This window comes from Streptomyces sp. NPDC127098, from assembly GCF_042722465.1.
In the GTDB taxonomy this organism is placed as follows: Bacteria; Actinomycetota; Actinomycetes; order Streptomycetales; family Streptomycetaceae; genus Streptomyces; species Streptomyces millisiae.
Window position 1 is genome coordinate 29,122 of record NZ_JBHXFJ010000036.1, and the last position, 17,498, is coordinate 46,619.

Below are 17,498 nucleotides of genomic sequence, written 5' to 3' on the forward strand. Positions count from 1 at the left end.
ATTCCCCGGACCGCTTTTGACATGTGACATTGTACTGAGCCACCCTGAGGGGGAAGGCTCCCCGACCCGACAGGAGACCACCCCGTGCCCACCACCCCGCGCGAGGCATGGCGCGGCGTGCACGTCGCCGCCGCCCTTCCGTTCACCGCGGCCGGCGACGTGGACCACGACGCCTACGCCGACCACATCGCCTTCCTCGCCGCAGGCGGCTGCGACGGCGTCTGCCCCAACGGCTCGCTCGGCGAGTACCAGACGCTCACCGACGCCGAGCGCGCCGCCGTCGTGACCACCGCCGTCGCCGCCGCCCCCGAGGGCTTCGGCGTGATGCCGGGCGTCAGCGCGTACGGCGCCCTGGAGTCGGCGCGCTGGGCCGAGGCCGCGGCCGAGGCCGGCGCCGGCTCCGTGCTGCTGCTGCCGCCCAACTCGTACCGCGCCGACGAGGAGACCGTCGTCCACCACTTCCGCGCAGTCGCGGCGGTCGGCCTGCCCGTCGTCGCCTACAACAACCCGATCGACACCAAGGTCGACCTCACGCCGCGGCTGCTCGCCCGGCTCCACGCCGAAGGACTGATCGTCGCCGTCAAGGAGTTCAGCGGCGACGTGCGGCGCGCCTACGAACTGCGGGAGCTCGCGCCCGAACTCGACCTGGTGATCGGCTCCGACGACGTCGTCCTCGAACTCGGCCTCGCCGGCGCCGTCGGCTGGATCGCCGGCGTCACCAACGCCCTGCCCGCCAGCACCGTCGAGCTCTACCGCCTCGCCACCTCGGGCGACCCGGCCGACGTGGCCAAGGCGCTCCCCCTCTACCGGGCGCTGCACCCGCTGCTGCGCTGGGACTCCAAGACCGAGTTCGTGCAGGCCATCAAGGTCGCCATGGACGCCGCCGGTCGCAAGGGCGGCGCCTGCCGGCCGCCGCGCAGCCCGCTGTCCGCCGAGGCCGTCGCCGCCATCACCCGCCTCACCGAGGAACTCCTCGCCCAGGGGCACCGGTGAGGAGCAGCCGCGTCCTGCACGCCGTCGACTCGCACACCGAGGGCATGCCCACCCGCGTCGTCACCGGCGGCGTGGGCGTGCTCCCCGGCGCCACCATGGCCGAGCGGCGCACCTGGTTCATCGAACACCGGGACGAGCTGCGCACCTTCCTGATGTACGAGCCGCGCGGCCACGCCGCGATGAGCGGCGCCATCCTCCAGCCGCCCACCCGCCCCGACGCCGACATGGGCGTGCTCTTCATCGAGGTCAGCGGCGTGCTGCCGATGTGCGGGCACGGCACCATCGGGGTGGCCACCGTGCTGGTCGAGACCGGCATGGTGCCGGTGACCGAGCCGGTCACCACCGTCCGCCTCGACACCCCCGCCGGCCTCGTCGTCGCCGAGGTCGCCGTCGCGGACGGCGCCGCCACCTCCGTCACCATCCGCAACGTGCCCTCGTTCGCCGTCGCCCTCGACCAGGTCGTCGACGTGCCGGGCCTCGGCCAGGTCCGGCACGACCTGGCCTTCGGCGGCAACTTCTACGCCATCGTCCGCCTCGACGACCTCGGCATCCCCTTCGAACGGGCCGCCGGCGCCCGGATGATCGACACCGCGCTCGACCTGATGGCCGCCATCAACGCGCGGCACCCGCCCACCCACCCCGAGCGCCCCGACATCGTCGGCTGCCACCACGTCTACCTGGAGGCACCGGGCTCCACCGCCCGGCACTCGCGGCACGCCATGGCCATCCACCCCGGCTGGTTCGACCGCTCACCCTGCGGCACCGGCACCAGCGCCCGGATGGCCCAGCTGCACGCCCGCGGCGAACTGCCGCTGGACACCGACTTCGTCAACGAGTCCTTCATCGGCACCACGTTCACCGGCCGGCTCGTGGCGGCCACCACCGTCGGCGGACTGCCGGCCGTGGTGCCCACCATCACGGGCCGTGCCTGGATCACCGGCACCGCCCAGTACCTTCTGGACCCGACCGATCCGTTCCCCGCGGGGTTCCTCATGTAAGAACGGCAGTACGCGATTTCGCGAACTCGCCCCGCGGCGAGTGGCACACCCGATCAGGGTCCGACGAGGAGACGAGACATGGAGACGGCGCCCATCGCCGGTCTGCAACCACTGAACAAGCGCGAGCGGCTGCGCGAGATGGTGGCCGACGCGTTGCGCGCCGCCGTCATCTCCGGGGAGATGAAGCCGGGCGCGGTCTATTCGGCGCCGACGCTCGGCACCATGTTCGGCATCTCCGCGACGCCGGTGCGGGAGGCCATGCTCGACCTGGTCCGCGAGGGCATGGTGGAGGCGCTGCCCAACAAGGGCTACCGGGTCAGGGTGGTGCCGGACGAGGAGCTGGACGAGGTCACCCACGTGCGGCTCCTCCTCGAACCGCCCACCGTGCGGGACGTGGTGCCGGTGATCCCGGCAGCCGACTTCCCGCGGCTGCGCGAGCTCGCCCAGGCCATCGTGGACGCGGTCAGGGACGGCGACCTGGTCGCCTACATCAACGCCGACCGCGTCTTCCACCTGGCGCTGCTGGCCTACGCCGGCAACACCCAGCTGTCCACCATCGTCTCCGAACTCCGCTCCCGCACCCGCCTGCTGGGCCTCACCCCGCTGCTGGAGTCCGGCCGCCTGGAGGAGTCGGCGCTCGAACACCACCAGCTGCTCGACCTGGTCGAGGCGGGCGACGCGGCCGGCGCGCAGCAGCTGATGGAGCGCCACATCGGCCATGTCAGAGGAAAGTGGGCCGGCGGCACGTGACGTCTCCCGCATCGTCGTACGACGTGATCGTCGTGGGCGCCGGCGCGGTGGGCGCCGCCACCGCCTACTTCGCCGCCCACGCCGGCCTGCGGGTGCTGGTCGTCGACCGCGGCCCGATCGGCGGCGGCACCTCGAGCGCCGGCGAGGGCAACGTGCTGGTCTCCGACAAGGACGCCGGGCCCGAGCTCGACCTCGCGCGCCACTCCCAGCGGGTGTGGCGCGCGGAGCTCGCCGAGCACGGCCACCACTGGGAGTTCGAGTCCAAGGGCGGCCTGGTGGTGGCTGCCACCGACGCCTCCCTATCCGCGCTGCGCGCCCTGGCCGACCGCCAACGGGCCGCCGGCGTCCGCGTGGACGACCTCGGTGCCGGCGAACTCGGCACGGTCGAGCCGCTGTTGCGCCCCGACCTGGCCGGCGGGGCGTACTACCCGGAGGACGCCCAGGTGCAGCCCGTGCTGCTGGTCGCCCACCTGCTGCGACTCGCCCGCGCCGCGGGCGCCGAGGTGCTGACGGGCGCCCCGGTCACCGAGATCCGCAGCGCCCGGGGCCGGGTGGTCGGCGTCACCACCCCGTCCCGGCGGCTGGACGCCCCCGCCGTGGTCAACGCGGCGGGCACCTGGGCCGGCGAGGTCGCCGCCCTCGCCGGCGTCCACCTGCCGGTGCTGCCGCGGCGCGGCTTCGTGCTGGTCACCGAGCCGCTGCCGCTGGTCATCCGGCACAAGGTCTACGCGGCGGAGTACGTGGGGGACGTGGGCAGTTCCGACGCCGCGCTCCAGTCCTCGCCGGTCGTCGAGGGCACCCCGGCCGGCACGGTGCTGATCGGCTCGACCCGGGAGCGCGTCGGCTTCGACCGCCGCCCCTCGCGCCAGGCGCTCGCCCTGCTGGCGCGCGGCGCCGTCGGCCTCTTCCCGGTCCTCGCCGGCGTCCGCGCCCTGCGCGCCTACCACGGCTTCCGCCCCTACTGCCCCGACCACCTGCCGGTCATCGGCCCCGACCCGCGGCTGCCAGGACTCTGGCACGCCTGCGGCCACGAGGGCGCCGGCATCGGCCTCTCCGCCGGCACCGGCCAGCTGCTCGCCCAGGCCCTCACCGGAGCCGAACCCACCCTCGACCTGGCGCCGTTCGCGCCCGAACGCTGGGAGCCCGTCGCGTGAGAATCTTCTACGAGGGCCGCGAACTACCCGCCCGCCCCGGCCAGTCCGTCGCCGCCGCGCTCATCGCCGCCGGCATCCCCGCCTGGCGCACCACCCGCCACGCGGGCCGCCCCCGCGGCCTCTTCTGCGGCATCGGCTCCTGCCACGACTGCCTCGCCACCATCGACGATGCCCCACCCCAACGCACCTGCGTGGTCCCTGTGCGGGACGGCATGCGGGTCTCGTCGACCCCCGTCCCTGAACTTCCGGGGCCTGCGGCCCCGTCCCCGCCACCGGCGGATGGTGCGGCCGGGCTTGCCACGGCGCGCGCCGACGCCGGCACCCCGGAGCGGCCCTCGCCCGCCAGCCCGTCCACCTCCGGCGAGGCGGCCGGTCCGCCTGCGGCGCGTTCCGCCGCCGATCCGCGAGCCCGCGGCGGCGAGGGCCCGGCCGCGCCCCCGGATGACGCCGGCGTCGCTTCCGGTTCAGCCCTCGCCGGAGGCGGCGCGCCGCGGCGCGCCGCCGGGGGCGGTACTCCCCAGGCGGAGACGCCCGCCGGCGCTGGCGCGCCGGCCGGGAACGCCGAGGCTGTCGCGGACGAGCCCGCCGGGCCTCAGGCGGACACGCTCAAGGAGCACGCCAACGCCGCTTCCGGCCCGCCGGCGGCACCGGCCTGCGCCGAAGGCGCAGCGCCGCGGATGCCGGCCGCCGGCCACCGGCGAGGGGCGGGTGCGGGCGCAGCGCCGCTGACCTCCGCGCCGCAGGCCCTGGCCGGGGACCGGCCGGTCGCCGATCGCCCGCCTTCGGCGGGCGTGGTGGTCGTCGGGTCCGGGCCGGCAGGTCTCGGCGTCGCGGTGACGGCCGCGGAGCGTGGGGTGTCGGTGGTGCTGCTGGACGCGGGGGAGCGGCCCGGTGGGCAGTACTGGCGGCACGCGGCGGACGACGACGTCCGCGGTCCGTTCGCCGGCTGGTGGCGGCGGTTGCGCGCGCAGGTGGCCGCGGGGCGGATCGACTACCGGCCGGGGCAACAGGTGTGGCTGGTGACCCGCGAGGACGACGGCCGCTTCCGGGTCGAGACGACGCCCGTGCACGACGGCGTCCGGCCGTTGCCGGGGCCGGTCGAGGCCGCGGCCGTCGTCCTGTGCCCCGGCGGTGCCGACCGGCAACTGCCCGTGCCCGGGTGGACGTTGCCCGGTGTGGTGGCCGCCGGCGGCGCGCAGGCGCTGCTCAAGGGGCACCGCACGGTCGCCGGCAGGCGCGTGGTGGTCGCCGGCACCGGCCCCTTCCTGCTGCCGGTGGCCACCGGTCTTGCCCGTGCCGGCGCCCGCGTCGTCGGCGTCTGGGAGGCCAACTCGCCGCTCCGCTGGGCCCGGCAGGCCCGCGCCGTGCTCCCCGTGCCGGGCAAGCTCGCCGAGGCCGCAGGCTACGCCGCCGCCCTCGCCCGGCACCGCGTCCCGTACCGCCCCCGCACCGCCGTCGCCGAGATCCTCGGCACCGACCGGGTGCGCGCCGTCCGCCGCGCCGTCGTCGGCCGCGACGGCGTGCCGCGCCCCGTGCCCGGCGAGGTCGAGGTCGACCTGGTCGCCCTCGGCTGGGGCTTCACCCCTGCCCTCGAACTCCCGCTGCAACTCGGCGTCGCCACCCGCCTCGACGTCGACGGCTCGCTCGTCGTCGACGTCGACCGGGACCAACGCACCGACGTGCCCGGCGTCCTGGTGGCCGGCGAGGCCACCGGCGTCGGCGGCGCCACCCTCAGCCTGGCCGAGGGCCGGCTCGCCGGGCACGTGCTGGCCGGCGCCGGCCCCCAGGAGCCCGGCGTCCGCCGGCTGCGCGCCACCATCCGCGCGCACCGCGCGTTCGCCGCCGCGATGCACCGCGCCCACCCGGTCCCCGCCGGCTGGCACCGCTGGCTCACCGACGACACGCTGCTGTGCCGGTGCGAGGAGGTCCCGCACGCCGCGGTGCGCGCCGCGCACGCCGAGCTCGGCGCGGCGGACGCCAGGACCGTCAAGATGCTGACCCGGCTCGGCATGGGCTGGTGCCAGGGGCGGGTCTGCGGTTTCGCCGCCGCCTGCCTCACCGCCGCCCTCGACGGGCGGTCGCCGGACGAGGGCGACGCGCGCGCCACCGCCTCCCGTCCGCTGGCCGTCCCCGTCCCGCTCGCCGAGCTCGCCGGGGAGGCGGAGGACGCCGCGAACTGACGGCCGGTCAGCGCGCGCCGGGTGCGCGCACGCCCGCAGTGTTGCCCCCGGAACGTTCTCAGGTGAGAATTGGTGGCTGCGATGAGGCGGCCCTGACCACCGAGTCTGGGGGATACATGACCACGTATGTCCGCGTATCCGAGCGGCTCGACCTGCCCGCCGACCCGGACGACCCGATCATCGGCGCGGCCACCCGGCACGACACCTACCCCGTCCACGTGTGCCAGGACGAGGCCGCCGCGGTGCACCGCTTACGCACCGAGATCGACGGCCGCCGCGTCGCCCTGATCACCGACGACAACGTGGCCGCGCTGCACGCCGACCGGCTCGCCGGTGGCCTCGCCGCCGCCGGCCTCGACGTCGCCTCGACCACCATCCCGGCCGGCGAGGCCAGCAAGAGCCTGCCGACCGCCGCCGCCCTGCTCGACTGGCTGGCCGGCACCCGCCTCGCCAGGCGCGACGTGATCCTCGCCGTCGGCGGCGGGGTGATCACCGACACCGTCGGCTGGGTGGCCAGCGCCTACATGCGCGGCCTCCCGTACGTGAACGTGCCGACCACCCTGCTCGCCCAGGTCGACGCCGCGCTCGGCGGCAAGGTCGCCGTCGACCACGCCACCGCCAAGAACCTGATCGGCGCCTTCCACCAGCCCAAGGCCGTGGTCTCACACGTCGGTTACCTCGCCACGCTGGACGAGCGCGAGCTGCGGGCCGGCCTCGCCGAGGCCATCAAGAAGGGCGTCATCGCCTCGCCCGCCCTCTTCGAGCTGATCGAGACCCGGTACCGGGAGCTGCTGGCCGCCGACCCGGACGCCAGCGCCGCGCTGGTGCACGGCGCCAGCGCCGTGAAGTGCCGGCTGATCGCCAAGGACCCCTACGAGAACGACCTGCGCCGCCCCCTCAACTTCGGGCACACCATCGGCCACGCCGTCGAGACCGTCACCGGCTACGGTCCCGTCCTGCACGGTGAGGCCGTCGCCTTCGGGATGGCCTGCGCCGCCCGCATCGCCGAGCGGCGCGGCCTGCTCGACCCGGCGACCCTGCGGCGGATCACCGCCCTGCTGGCCACCGTCGGCCTGCCCGTCACGCTGGGCGCGCTGCCCGCGCCCGTCGACCCGGCCGCCACCGTCGCGGCGCTCGGCCAGATACGCAAGATCCGCGACGGCCGGCTGCGCTTCGTCCTCCCCGTCGACCTGGGGGAGACGGTGATCGCCGACGACGTCAGCGACGCCGAGATCCACACGGCGCTGACCACCGAGCCGCGCTGACCCGCGAGCACACCGCTCCACCGCGTCCGCGCCGCGCCCGCTCAGCCGGGGGCCGCACACCTGGGAGGTCCGCATGGCGCCAGCAGCCAGCCGGTTCCGGCACGCCCGGCTCTACCTCACCTTCCGGTGCAACGCGCGCTGCGGCTACTGCAACGTCTGGCAGGACCCGGTCTTCGACGGCCACCGGGAGCTCACCGCGGACGGGCTGCGCCGCTGCCTCGACGAGCTCGCCGAACTCGGCGTCACCTACGTGGACCTCACCGGCGGCGAGCCGGCGCTGCACCGGGAGGTCACCGCCGCCGTCCGCCACGCCCACCAGCTCGGCATGTCCGTCGACCTCACCACCAACGCCATCCGCTTCCCGGCCGCGGCCCGCGAGATCGTGCCGCTGCTCGGCACCGTCAACATCTCGCTCGACACCCTCGACGCCGAGCGCTACCACGGCATCCGCGGCACCGACACGCTCGACCGCACCCTGGACCTGGTCCGGGACCTCGGCGCGGCGGGTGCCGACAACCTCAAGCTGATCTGCGTCGTGTCCGGGCAGAACGCGGCGGAGCTGCCCGAGATCGTCTCCTACGCGCAGCGGGCGCGGGTGCCGGTCTACCTGTCGCCGATGTTCAGCTACTTCGCCGCCCAACGCGAGCTGCGCCCGGCCGGCTCGGTCCGGATGCTCAAGCTCGCCGCCGTCAACGGCCGCGCCAACCCGGCCGCCGAGCCGGCGACCCCGCCGCCGCCCAGCCTGCCGACGGCCGAACTGGCCCGCCGCGTCGGCGAACTGCGCTACGAGCCGTACACCGTCGTCAGCCTCGCCTTCCTGCACCACCTGCGGACCCTCGACCCGACCACCGAGACCCACTGCGGCGCCAACACGCGGATCCTGACCGTCGGCCCGGACGGCCGGGTCATGCTGCCCTGCTACCACGAGTGGGACGCCTCGCTGCCCTGGGACCGGCCCTATCGTCAGCTCGTCGAGGACCCCGAACTGATCCGGGTCCGCGACCACGAGGTCGGGCGGCGTCCGGGCTGCCGCTCCTGCGCCGTCTTCCCCTACCTGGGCCTGGCCATGAGCCACCGGCTGACCACCCCCTTCCTGGTGCAGGCGTTCTCCGAGGAACTGCTGCGGCTCAAGCGGTACGCCGGCCCGCTCACCGGGGAACGCCGCGGCGCGCTGCTGCGGCGCGGCGACGCGCTGCTCGCGGCGATCGAGCGGCACGCGGCCCCGCTGCGGGGCGGCAGCCACCCGGACGAGCTGTACCACTTCGAGGCCACCGGGGACGGGCGGGTGCGCACCGACCTGTCCGCCGAGCCGGTCACCGTCGAGGAGTTGCTCGCCGACCACGCCCACGAGGACTGCTGGCGCGTCCAGCGCACCCCGCACCGCCTGGTGCGGCTGCTCTACGCCGACGTCCAACCCGCGCCGCTGCCCGCCGGAGTGGCGGCCGAGCTGCCGGAAGTACAGCTGGACTGCTGGGAGATGCTGCTCGGTCTGCTCCCGACGGCCACCGCCGGACCCGGCGCCGGGCTCGCCGACTGGTGCGACCGCGCCGGCCGCGCGCTGCGCGGCCACCCGGCGGCCGCTTCGGTGGCGCTGCTCGCCGCGTTCAGCACCCTGCCGGCCGCGGCGATCGCCGCCTGGGGCGGCGTCGCCGGCCATCCGGAGGAGGCGCTGGCCGTCAAGCTGCTGCGCGTCCTGGCCCCGACGGAGCGGCGGCGCGAACTCACGCCGCTGTTCTCCCCCGAGCTCGCCCCCGCGCTCCTCGGCGACCGCCCCCCGATCGCAGACCCGCCGCCGACCGGACCACCGCCCACCCCGGAGGCGGCCCGCCGCGGCGCGGACCTGCCGCGCTTCACGGCCGCGCTCCGGCACGCCGACACCGCCACCCTCCGCACCGCCGTGCGCCGCTGGAAGGCGGCCGCCGACCCCGCCACCGCCCCCGCCATCGAACGCCGCCTCCTCCACGCCGAACTGACGGGCACCCCCCGATGACACCGCCCGCGGCAGCACCGGAAGGGACGGACGGCGGACAGCACGACGACGCGTTCCCCGGCGCCGCCGGTGAGGCGCACCTGGCCGCCGAGGCCGCGCATCTGCCGCCGACGGCCAGTCAGGAGACGTCGCTCGGGCGGCGGGTGTTCGCCTACGGGCGTGGCGCGACGCTCGTGGACGTGGACGGGCGGGAGTACGTGGACCTCGTGGCCGGGACGATGACGCAGTCGCTCGGGCACAGCCACCCCGAGGTGGTGCGGGCCGTCACCGCGCAGGCGGCCCGGCTGGTCAACGTGCACGACAACCCGACGCCGGCGCGGCTCGCCGCCGCCCGCGCGTTGGCCAGGATGCTGCCGGAACACCTGGGCGCCCTCGGTTTTTTCACCACCGGCGCCGAGGTCGTCGAGGCCGCGCTGCGCGCCGCTCACGCCGCCGCGACCCCGGGCCGCACCAGGATCGCCGCGCTGCGCCGCGGCTTCCACGGCAAGACCCGCGGCGCCCGCGCCCCCGTCCAGTGGGACGTGGGGACCGAGCCGCCGGCGCCCGCGCTGCTCGGCTACCCCGCGTACTGCTACCGCTGCCCCTTCGACGCCACCTACCCCTCCTGCGACCTGCTCTGCGCCCGCCTCACCGTGCGGCAGGCCGTCGCCAGGCCCGACGTCGCCGCCCTGCTCGCCGAACCGGTGCAGGGCGCCGCCGGGGTGATCGTGCCGCCATCCGGCTACTGGGAGGTCGTCGGCCGGGCCTGCGCCGAGCACGGGGTGCTGCTGATCGCCGACGAGGTGCTGACCGGCGGCGGCCGCACCGGCCGCTTCCTGGCCGCCGAGCACTACGGCCTCAGCCCCGACCTGGTCACCCTCGCCAAGGGCGTCGGCTCGGGACACCCCGTCGCCGTGCTCGCCGGCAGCAACCGGGTGCTGGACGAGCGGACCTGGCGGGCCGCCGGCGGCCCCGGCTCCACCTACGGCGGCCACGCCGTCGGCCTGGCCGCCGCCGCGAGCACCCTCACCGTGCTGCGCCGCGACGACCTGCTGGCCCGGGTCACCGAGCTCGGCGCCGTCCTCGCCGCCGCGCTCGGCGAGCTCGCCGACCACCCCGCCGTGGGCGAGGTGCGCGGCCTCGGCCTGCTGTGGGGCGTCGAACTCGTCGCCGACCGGGCCACCAGGGCGCCCGACCCGGCCGCCGCCGACCGGGTGTACCGGCGCGCGCTGGACCTCGGAGTGCGGGTGATGCCCGGCGGCCAGACCCTGCGCCTCGCGCCGCCCTTCGTCATCGAGCCCGACGAACTCACCGACGCGATACGCCGGTTGGGGCGGGCCATCGACGACGTACACCGGGGAAGGGCATGAACCACGGCATGATCGAGGCACACGAGTTGACCAAGGTGTTCCGGGTGCGCGCCACCCGGCCCGGGCTCTGGGGCGCGGTGCGCGGCCTGTTCACGGGAGAGACCACCGAGGTCCGCGCGCTGGACGGGGTCAGTTTCAGCGTGCCGGCCGGCGAACGCACGGCCTATCTCGGCGTCAACGGCGCCGGCAAGTCCACCACGATCAAGATCCTCGCCGGGGTGCTCACCCCCGGCTCCGGGCGCTGCCTGGTCGCCGGCCGTGAGCCGCGCGAGGACCGCTACGCCCACGCCCGCGCCGTCGGCGTCGTGTTCGGCCACCGCACCCAGCTGTGGTGGGACCTGCCGGTGGCCGACTCGTTCCGGATCCTGACCCGGCTGCACGACCTGCCGCCGGCCGTCGCCCAGGCCAACCTGCGGCTCTTCGACGAGCTCCTTGACCTCGGCGAGCTCGCCGACCGCCCGGTGCGCACCCTCAGCCTCGGTCAGCGCATGCGCGCCGAGGTCGCCGCCGCGCTCTTCCACGACCCCGCCGTGCTACTGCTCGACGAGCCCACCATCGGCCTCGACCTGCTGCTGAAGGAGGCCGTGCACCAGCTCGTCAACCGGGTGGCCGCCGAGCGCGGCACCACCGTGCTGCTCACCAGCCACGACGTCGCGGACATCAGCGCCATCTGCGAGCACGTCGTGGTGGTGGACGCCGGCCGGGTCGTCCACACCGGTCGGCTGCACGACCTGCTGCGGCAGGCCCCCACCCGCACCGTGCGGTTCGAGTACTCCGTCGAAGCTGACGCCGACCTCGACGCCGAGCCGCTCGCCCGCCTGCTGGAGCTCGAACTCGGCGGCCCGGTGACCGTCAGCGCGGCCGGGCGACGTCGGGTCACCGTCCAGGGCCCGCCCGAACTCGTCACCCCGCAACGGGTGTTGGCCGCCGCCTCGGCGCTCGTCGCGGTCACCGACCTGGTCGCCCCCGAGCCCACCCTCGGCGAGGTGCTGCGCGCCCTGTACGTCGCCCCCGAGCTGAGCCGGGGCCGCTGATGAGAACCGCGGCGCGGGCCAGGGGCTACGGCGCGCTGCTCGGCGCCGGCTGGCGGACGGCCCTCGCCTACCGGGGCGCGCTGCTGCTCACCGCGCTCACCACCGCGCTCTCCCTGGTGATCCAACTCGCCGTCTGGCAGGCCGTCTACGCCGACCAGCGGGAGATCGCCGACTACGACGTCACGGGCATGACCACCTACCTGCTCGCCGGCAACCTGCTGGCCGTGCTGCTGTCCAACCGGGTCGACGACACCCTCTCCGGCGACATCTACCGCGGGGACCACGTCACCGGCATGCTCCGCCCGATCGGCTTCCTCGGCACCCACGCCGCCATCGCCCTGCCGTACCTGGCCGTTCGGCTGCTCCTGGTCGTCGCCCCGCTGCTGCTGTGCGCCCTCGGCACCGTCACGCTGGCCGCGCCCGCCCCCGCCGGCCTCGCCTGGTTCCTGCCGGCCGCGCTGCTGGCCACCACCCTCGGCATCCTGCTCAACCTGCTGGTCGGCCTCGCCGGCTTCGTCACCACCAGCACCTGGGGGGTGCGCTATCTCAAGGGCACCGTCGTCGCCTTCTGCTCCGGCCAGCTGGTGCCGCTCGAACTGATGCCGGCCGCCGCCCGATCCACCCTGGAGTGGCTGCCGTTCACCGCCATGGTGGCCACCCCGGTTCGGCTGCTCCTTGGCCGGGTCGAGGGCACCGCAGCCTGGGGCGCGCTCGGCCTCCAACTGCTGTGGACGGCGCTCGGCGTGCTGGCCTGCGCCCTCGCCTGGCGGACCGCGCTGCGCAGGGGGGAGGTGAGCGGCGGATGAGCGTCCTGCGCAGGTACGCCGGCCTCGCCGCGCTGCTCACCGGCGTCGGGCTGCGCCGACTGGTCTCCTACCGGGCCGACTTCCTGGTCGGCGTCGGCGCGTTCGCGCTGCGCGTGGTGCTCCACGCGCTGCTGCTCGGCGTGATCTACCGGCACGTCACCGACATCGCCGGCTGGACCTTCCGCGAGGCGGTGCTGCTGCTCGGCGTCGCCATGCTGGTGCGCGGCCTCGACCACGCCTTCACCGACCAACTGTGGGAGCTCGGCCGCAAGCTGGTGCTCCGCGGCGAGCTGGTGCGCTACCTGGTGCGGCCCGTGCACCCGCTGTTCAGCCTGCTCTCGGAGCGGTTCTGCTACCCGGAGGGCATCGGCGAGGCCGTCGCGGGACTCGCCGTCATCGGCTACGCGGCCGGCGGCCTCGACCTGGATCTCGACCCCACCCGGATCGCGGTCTTCGCGGTGCTGCTGCTCGCCGGCGCGCTGGTGCTCGCGGCCGTCAAACTCCTGCTGGCCGCGCTGGCGTTCTGGACCACCACCAGCCTCCAGGTGATGACCGCCGTCTACGAGCTCGCCGACACCGCCCGCTACCCGCTGGACGTCTTCCCCTGGCCGGCCAGGGCGCTGCTCACCAGCCTGCTGCCGTTCGCGCTCACCGGCTTCGTGCCCGCCGACCACCTCCTGCACGGTCCTTCCGCGCTGACCTGGCTCGCCGTGCCGATCAGCGCCGCCCTCACCCTCCTCGCGCTGCGCGTCTGGTCGCTCGGCGTGCGGCGCTTCGAGGCGGTGGGCCCGTGACCCCGGAGACGGAACGGCTGCGCGCGGCCGTGGCGCGCGCCCCCTGGTTCTCCCGCGCCACCCTCGACCCGGCGAGCCTCCGGCCGCTCGACCACCTGCGCGCCGGCCCCACCACCGTCACCTGGGCGGCTGTCGACGGCACCGACGGCGCCGGCGCGCCCGCCGCCGTGCTCGTGCTCGCCGAGGACGACGCGGCGCTGCTCTCCGCCGTCCTCGCGCTGGCCGCCCGCCCGGCCTGGACCACCGCGCGCGGCGGCGGGGTGCGCTGGCACGGCCCACCGCTGACCGCCGCCCGCCTCGGGGCCCAGCTCACGGCCACCGTCACCAACGCCGTCGCCCGGGTCACCGCCGGTCGGCCGCCCGAGGAGCTGGTCCTCAAGGTGTTCCGGACGCTCGGCGACGGCGCCGGCGAACTCGCCATGCTCTCCCGGCTCGCCGGCCGGCGGGCGCCGCTGCCCGAGGCCGTCGGCCACCTCGAGTACGTCGCGCCCGACGGCCGTCCCGGCGGCTGTCTGGCCCTGGTCACCCGCGCCGCGCCCGGCGTCCCCCTCGACGTGCCGCTGCGGGCCGCGCTGCGCGCCCACTGGGCGGGCACCGTCCCCGACGAGCCGCTCGACCCGCTGCTCGAGCGGGTGCGGGCCGCCCTCGCCGACCTGCACCACGCCCTCGCCGAACTCCGCCCGCCACGGCCGGCGCCGCTCGCCGACCGGCTGCCGCGGCTCGCCGTCACCATCGCCGACGTCCGCCGCACCCTGCCCGAGTCCACCGGGCCACGCCCCCGGCTGCTCGACCGCTGCGCCGCGCTCGCCGACCGGTGGGCCGCCGGCGCCTTCCAGGCGGTCGGGCCCGTCCACGGGGACCTGCACCTCGGCCATGTGCTCGTCGACGCGGACGACCGGGTGTGGTTCGTCGACCCGGCCGGCGCGCCGGCGCCGGAGGCCGGCCCGCTCGACGACCTGGCCGCCCTCGTCCGGGCCGTCGAGTGCTTCACCGCCGACGAGCAGGTCGCCCGCACCGCCCGCCGACGCGCGTACCACAAGTACCGGTACGCCACCGCGCTGCGCCGCCTCGCCCTCGCCCCCGTCACCGCGGCCCGGCCCCTGCCGCCGCCGGGCGCCGACTGGGCGGCCCGCGCCGTCGCCCCGCTCACCGCCGGCGCCGCGCCCGGCGCGCTGCGCGTCCCCTACCTGCTGCGCGCCCTGCACGAGCTGCGCCACCACGGCGAACGCGCCGGCGACCAGGACGCCGACTACTACGCCGACCTCACCTGGATCTCGCTCCGGGCGTTCGTCGCCGCCACCGGAAGGAGCCCGCGCGCGTGACCGGACCCACCGCCGCCGAGCCGATCCACGTCGTCGAGTGCCACTTCGAGTTCGGTGGCTTCGACCACCGGTTCGTGAAGGGTGGCATCTCCGTCTACCTGTGGAACCTCAGCCGCGCCCTGCGCGCTCGCGGGTTACGCGTCAGCGGCCTCACCGCCGCCCACGGCACCCTCCCCGAACTGCGCCGCCACCACCATGTCACCGACCTCGACCACGCCGACACCGTCGACGTGGAGGTCCCGCTCGACCCCGCCGTCTGGCCGGACCACGGCCCCGCCGCCCGGCTCACCGCGGAGGTCACCGCCCACCGGATCACCGTGGACGGCATCGACGTGGTGCTGCTCGCCGGCGGCCTGCTGGACGCCCACCCCGAGACCTTCTACCCGCCCTACGAGTCCAAGGGCCGCGACCTCGGCTTCCTCAAGCCGCTGCTCTTCCAGCTCGCCGCCACCCGCTACCTGGCCGGGACGGTGCGGGCCGGCACCGTCGTCCACCTCCACGAGCCCTACTACCACTACCTGATGCCGGCCCCGCTGCGTCGCGCCGGCGCCGAGACCGTCTGCACCGTGCAGAGCAACATGCCGGTCAACAAGAAGGTCTACGGCCCCGAGGTCCGCGCCCTGCTGCGCTACCTCGGCGCCTCGGAGGCGCCGGTGGCCGGACTCCAGGACCCGCCGCTGGACAGCCCGTTGGAGCGGGCCATGCGCGCCTACCTGCCCGTCACCCACCTCTACAACGAGTACCCGGAGCGTCCGGGACACGACTACGTCAGCGGTCTCGCCCTGGTCGCCAGGACCGCCTCCGCCCTGGACTTCCTCTCCCCGGGGCAGCTCGAACACGTCACCACCCAGCGCGACACCCCGGCCCAGGCCCTCTTCGGGCGGCTCCGGGTGCGCGAGGAACTGGCCGCCGCGCGGGACCGGTTGGTCGTCGGCGGCTGCGCCGTCGGCCCGGCCTGGCTCGCCGCCGACCGGGCCCGGGTCGACCGCGACGCGGTGCTGCGCCGCCGCGGCCTCGACCCCGCGCGGCCCACGATCTACCACAACGCCCGGTACGCCATCCACCACAAGGGACAGCGCGAGCTCGCCCGCGCGCTGCGCCGACTCCTGGACGACGGACGGCGGTTCAACGCCGTGCTGCACTGCCTCAGCCCACTGCCGCCGACCGACCCCGAACTGACCGGGCTGGCCGCCGCCCACCCCGACGCCGTCTGGCTCTGCACCGAACCGATCCCCGAGGCCGAACTGATCGAGCTGGCCTGCTCCGCCGAACTCTGCCTGTTCCCCTCCAAGTTCGAGATGGACACCTTCCTGCTCGCCATGGGCGAGGCCATGGCCTGCGGCGCCGTGCCCGTCGCCACCGCCCAACTCGGCATGGCCCACTTCGGTCACACCAGGCCCCCCGACCACCCCGAGGCCACCGGCGCCGCGCTGCCCCGCTCCTTCCGCGCCGACGACCCCGCGCTGACCGCCGCCATCAGGGCCGACGTCGACCGGCTGCTCGCCGCGCCGCCCGAGGAGTTGGCCCGGCTGCGGGCCAACGCGATCCACACCGCGCGCGCCTTCACCTGGGAGCGGGTGGCCGCCACCTTCCACGCCGTCTTCACCGGCGTCCGCGCCGGCACCCTGACGCCGCACCGCCCGGGTCCGGCACCCGTGCCGCCCGCGCCGGGCACCGGCACCGTGCGGCCGGCCGGCGCCGCCGGATGGCACGTCGCGTACCGCGCCCCCGGCGCCAGGACGGTGGACGTGGTGCGCGGCACCACGACATCGCCGCTGATGGCCGACGCCGACGGCACGTTCACCGGTACGGTGCCGGCAGCCACCGAGCCGGCCGTCGTGCTGCTGATCACCCGCGCCGACGGCCGGGTCGGCTGGGAGGTGCTGGACGCGCCGGGGGCGGCGCGCGACGAGGAGAGGGACGCCACGTGACCCATCGGGACCAGGCCCGGGACGACCGGACGCCGCCGTTCGACGTGTTCGTGATCGGGGGAGTGGGCGTGGACACCATCGTCCGCGTCCCCGAACTCCCGCTGCCGCTCCGCGACTCCGTCATGGTGCCGCCCATCGAGCGGTACGTCGCGCACACCGGCAACGGGGTCGCGCTCGGTTGCCACCGGCTGGGCCTGCGCACCCACCTCGCCGACGTCATCGGCGCCGACTTCGAGGGCGAGCTGATCACCGCCCACTACGCCAAGGCCGGGCTCTCCTTCGACCACCGGATCCACCCCAGCGGCACCCGACGCAGCGTCAACCTCGTCGACCGGCACGGCCACCGGCTCTCCCTCTACGACGCCAGGCAGCCCGTCGGGATGACGGTCGACCCCGACCTCTACCGGCCCGCGCTCGGCCGCACCCGGCACGTCCACGTCTCCATCATGGACTGGGCCAGGCACGCCCTGGCCGACGCCGTCGCGGCCGGCCTCCCCACCTCCACCGACCTGCACGACTGGGACGGCGAGAACGAGCACCACCGCGACTTCGCCTACGGCGCCGACCTGGTCTTCGTCTCCACGGCCGGGCTCGGCGACCGCGTCGAGGACGTCGCCCGCGACATCCTCGCCAAGGGCCGGGCCTCCGCCGTGGTCGCCATGGCCGGCGGCGACGGCAGTCTGCTCGCGCTGCCCGGGCAGCCGCTGCGCCGGCTGCCCGCCTCGCCCGTCCCCGGCGGCCGGGTGGTCGACACCAACGGCGCCGGCGACAGCTACGTCGCCGGCTTCCTGTACGCACGACTCGGCGGCGCCGACTGGCCCACCGCCATGCGGGCCGGCTCGGCGGCCGGCGCCCACGCCGTCTCCACCGCCGGCACCCACGCCTCCTTCATCGACGAGGAGGAACTGGCCCGCGCACTGTCCTGACCCCCG

The 17,498-nt window shown here is 75.8% G+C and carries 14 protein-coding genes; all 14 read left to right on the forward strand.

The annotated features are described in order from the left end of the window. Positions 1-84 precede the first annotated feature (84 nt). Positions 85-993: a dihydrodipicolinate synthase family protein gene (locus ACFWI8_RS22120; RefSeq protein ID WP_387094267.1), complete on the forward strand. Its 909-nt coding sequence runs from the start codon at positions 85-87 to the stop codon at positions 991-993. Next, positions 990-1,991 carry a proline racemase family protein gene (locus ACFWI8_RS22125; RefSeq protein ID WP_387094270.1) on the forward strand — a complete coding sequence of 334 codons (1,002 nt, stop codon included), beginning with the start codon at positions 990-992 and terminating at the stop codon, positions 1,989-1,991. The genes ACFWI8_RS22120 and ACFWI8_RS22125 overlap by 4 nt, the downstream gene beginning before the upstream one ends. A 78-nt stretch (positions 1,992-2,069) precedes the next feature. Continuing rightward, positions 2,070-2,741 carry a GntR family transcriptional regulator gene (locus ACFWI8_RS22130; protein ID WP_387094273.1) on the forward strand — a complete coding sequence of 224 codons (672 nt, stop codon included), beginning with the start codon at positions 2,070-2,072 and terminating at the stop codon, positions 2,739-2,741. Continuing rightward, positions 2,738-3,895, forward strand: coding sequence for an NAD(P)/FAD-dependent oxidoreductase (locus tag ACFWI8_RS22135; protein WP_387094276.1), 1,158 nt, complete (start codon positions 2,738-2,740; stop codon positions 3,893-3,895). The genes ACFWI8_RS22130 and ACFWI8_RS22135 overlap by 4 nt, the downstream gene beginning before the upstream one ends. Continuing rightward, positions 3,892-6,075 carry a 2Fe-2S iron-sulfur cluster-binding protein gene (locus ACFWI8_RS22140; protein ID WP_387094279.1) on the forward strand — a complete coding sequence of 728 codons (2,184 nt, stop codon included), beginning with the start codon at positions 3,892-3,894 and terminating at the stop codon, positions 6,073-6,075. The genes ACFWI8_RS22135 and ACFWI8_RS22140 overlap by 4 nt, the downstream gene beginning before the upstream one ends. Before the next feature lie 116 nt (positions 6,076-6,191). After that, entirely contained in the window at positions 6,192-7,340 is a 1,149-nt protein-coding gene (gene aroB / locus ACFWI8_RS22145; RefSeq protein ID WP_387094282.1) for a 3-dehydroquinate synthase, read from the forward strand. Positions 7,341-7,413: 73 nt separating this feature from the next. Beyond that, complete coding sequence (locus ACFWI8_RS22150) at positions 7,414-9,330, forward strand: radical SAM/SPASM domain-containing protein (RefSeq protein WP_387094285.1); 1,917 nt, start codon at positions 7,414-7,416, stop codon at positions 9,328-9,330. After that, positions 9,327-10,679 carry an aspartate aminotransferase family protein gene (locus ACFWI8_RS22155; RefSeq protein ID WP_387094288.1) on the forward strand — a complete coding sequence of 451 codons (1,353 nt, stop codon included), beginning with the start codon at positions 9,327-9,329 and terminating at the stop codon, positions 10,677-10,679. Before ACFWI8_RS22150 ends, ACFWI8_RS22155 begins: the two co-directional genes overlap by 4 nt. Beyond that, positions 10,676-11,713, forward strand: coding sequence for an ATP-binding cassette domain-containing protein (locus ACFWI8_RS22160; RefSeq protein WP_387094291.1), 1,038 nt, complete (start codon positions 10,676-10,678; stop codon positions 11,711-11,713). Before ACFWI8_RS22155 ends, ACFWI8_RS22160 begins: the two co-directional genes overlap by 4 nt. Beyond that, positions 11,713-12,519 carry an ABC transporter permease gene (locus tag ACFWI8_RS22165; RefSeq protein ID WP_387094294.1) on the forward strand — a complete coding sequence of 269 codons (807 nt, stop codon included), beginning with the start codon at positions 11,713-11,715 and terminating at the stop codon, positions 12,517-12,519. Before ACFWI8_RS22160 ends, ACFWI8_RS22165 begins: the two co-directional genes overlap by 1 nt. Next, complete coding sequence (locus ACFWI8_RS22170; protein WP_387094297.1) at positions 12,516-13,313, forward strand: ABC transporter permease; 798 nt, start codon at positions 12,516-12,518, stop codon at positions 13,311-13,313. Before ACFWI8_RS22165 ends, ACFWI8_RS22170 begins: the two co-directional genes overlap by 4 nt. Further along, a complete protein-coding gene (locus tag ACFWI8_RS22175; RefSeq protein ID WP_387094299.1) occupies positions 13,310-14,635 on the forward strand; it encodes a hypothetical protein in 1,326 nt (441 codons plus the stop codon). Before ACFWI8_RS22170 ends, ACFWI8_RS22175 begins: the two co-directional genes overlap by 4 nt. Then, positions 14,632-16,566: a glycosyltransferase gene (locus tag ACFWI8_RS22180; protein WP_387094302.1), complete on the forward strand. Its 1,935-nt coding sequence runs from the start codon at positions 14,632-14,634 to the stop codon at positions 16,564-16,566. The genes ACFWI8_RS22175 and ACFWI8_RS22180 overlap by 4 nt, the downstream gene beginning before the upstream one ends. Further along, positions 16,563-17,492, forward strand: a complete 930-nt coding sequence (locus ACFWI8_RS22185; protein ID WP_387094305.1) for a carbohydrate kinase family protein — start codon at positions 16,563-16,565, stop codon at positions 17,490-17,492. The genes ACFWI8_RS22180 and ACFWI8_RS22185 overlap by 4 nt, the downstream gene beginning before the upstream one ends. Positions 17,493-17,498 lie beyond the last annotated feature (6 nt).

What these genes read in the sequence shown, in the direction of transcription:
- ACFWI8_RS22130 (WP_387094273.1), top strand. Translation starts at nt 2,070, where the DNA reads ATGGAGACGGCGCCCATCGCCGGTCTGCAACCACTGAACAAGCGCGAG.
- aroB (WP_387094282.1), top strand. Translation starts at nt 6,192, where the DNA reads ATGACCACGTATGTCCGCGTATCCGAGCGGCTCGACCTGCCCGCCGAC.
- ACFWI8_RS22150 (WP_387094285.1), top strand. Translation starts at nt 7,414, where the DNA reads ATGGCGCCAGCAGCCAGCCGGTTCCGGCACGCCCGGCTCTACCTCACC.
- ACFWI8_RS22155 (WP_387094288.1), top strand. Translation starts at nt 9,327, where the DNA reads ATGACACCGCCCGCGGCAGCACCGGAAGGGACGGACGGCGGACAGCAC.
- ACFWI8_RS22160 (WP_387094291.1), top strand. Translation starts at nt 10,676, where the DNA reads ATGAACCACGGCATGATCGAGGCACACGAGTTGACCAAGGTGTTCCGG.
- ACFWI8_RS22165 (WP_387094294.1), top strand. Translation starts at nt 11,713, where the DNA reads ATGAGAACCGCGGCGCGGGCCAGGGGCTACGGCGCGCTGCTCGGCGCC.
- ACFWI8_RS22170 (WP_387094297.1), top strand. Translation starts at nt 12,516, where the DNA reads ATGAGCGTCCTGCGCAGGTACGCCGGCCTCGCCGCGCTGCTCACCGGC.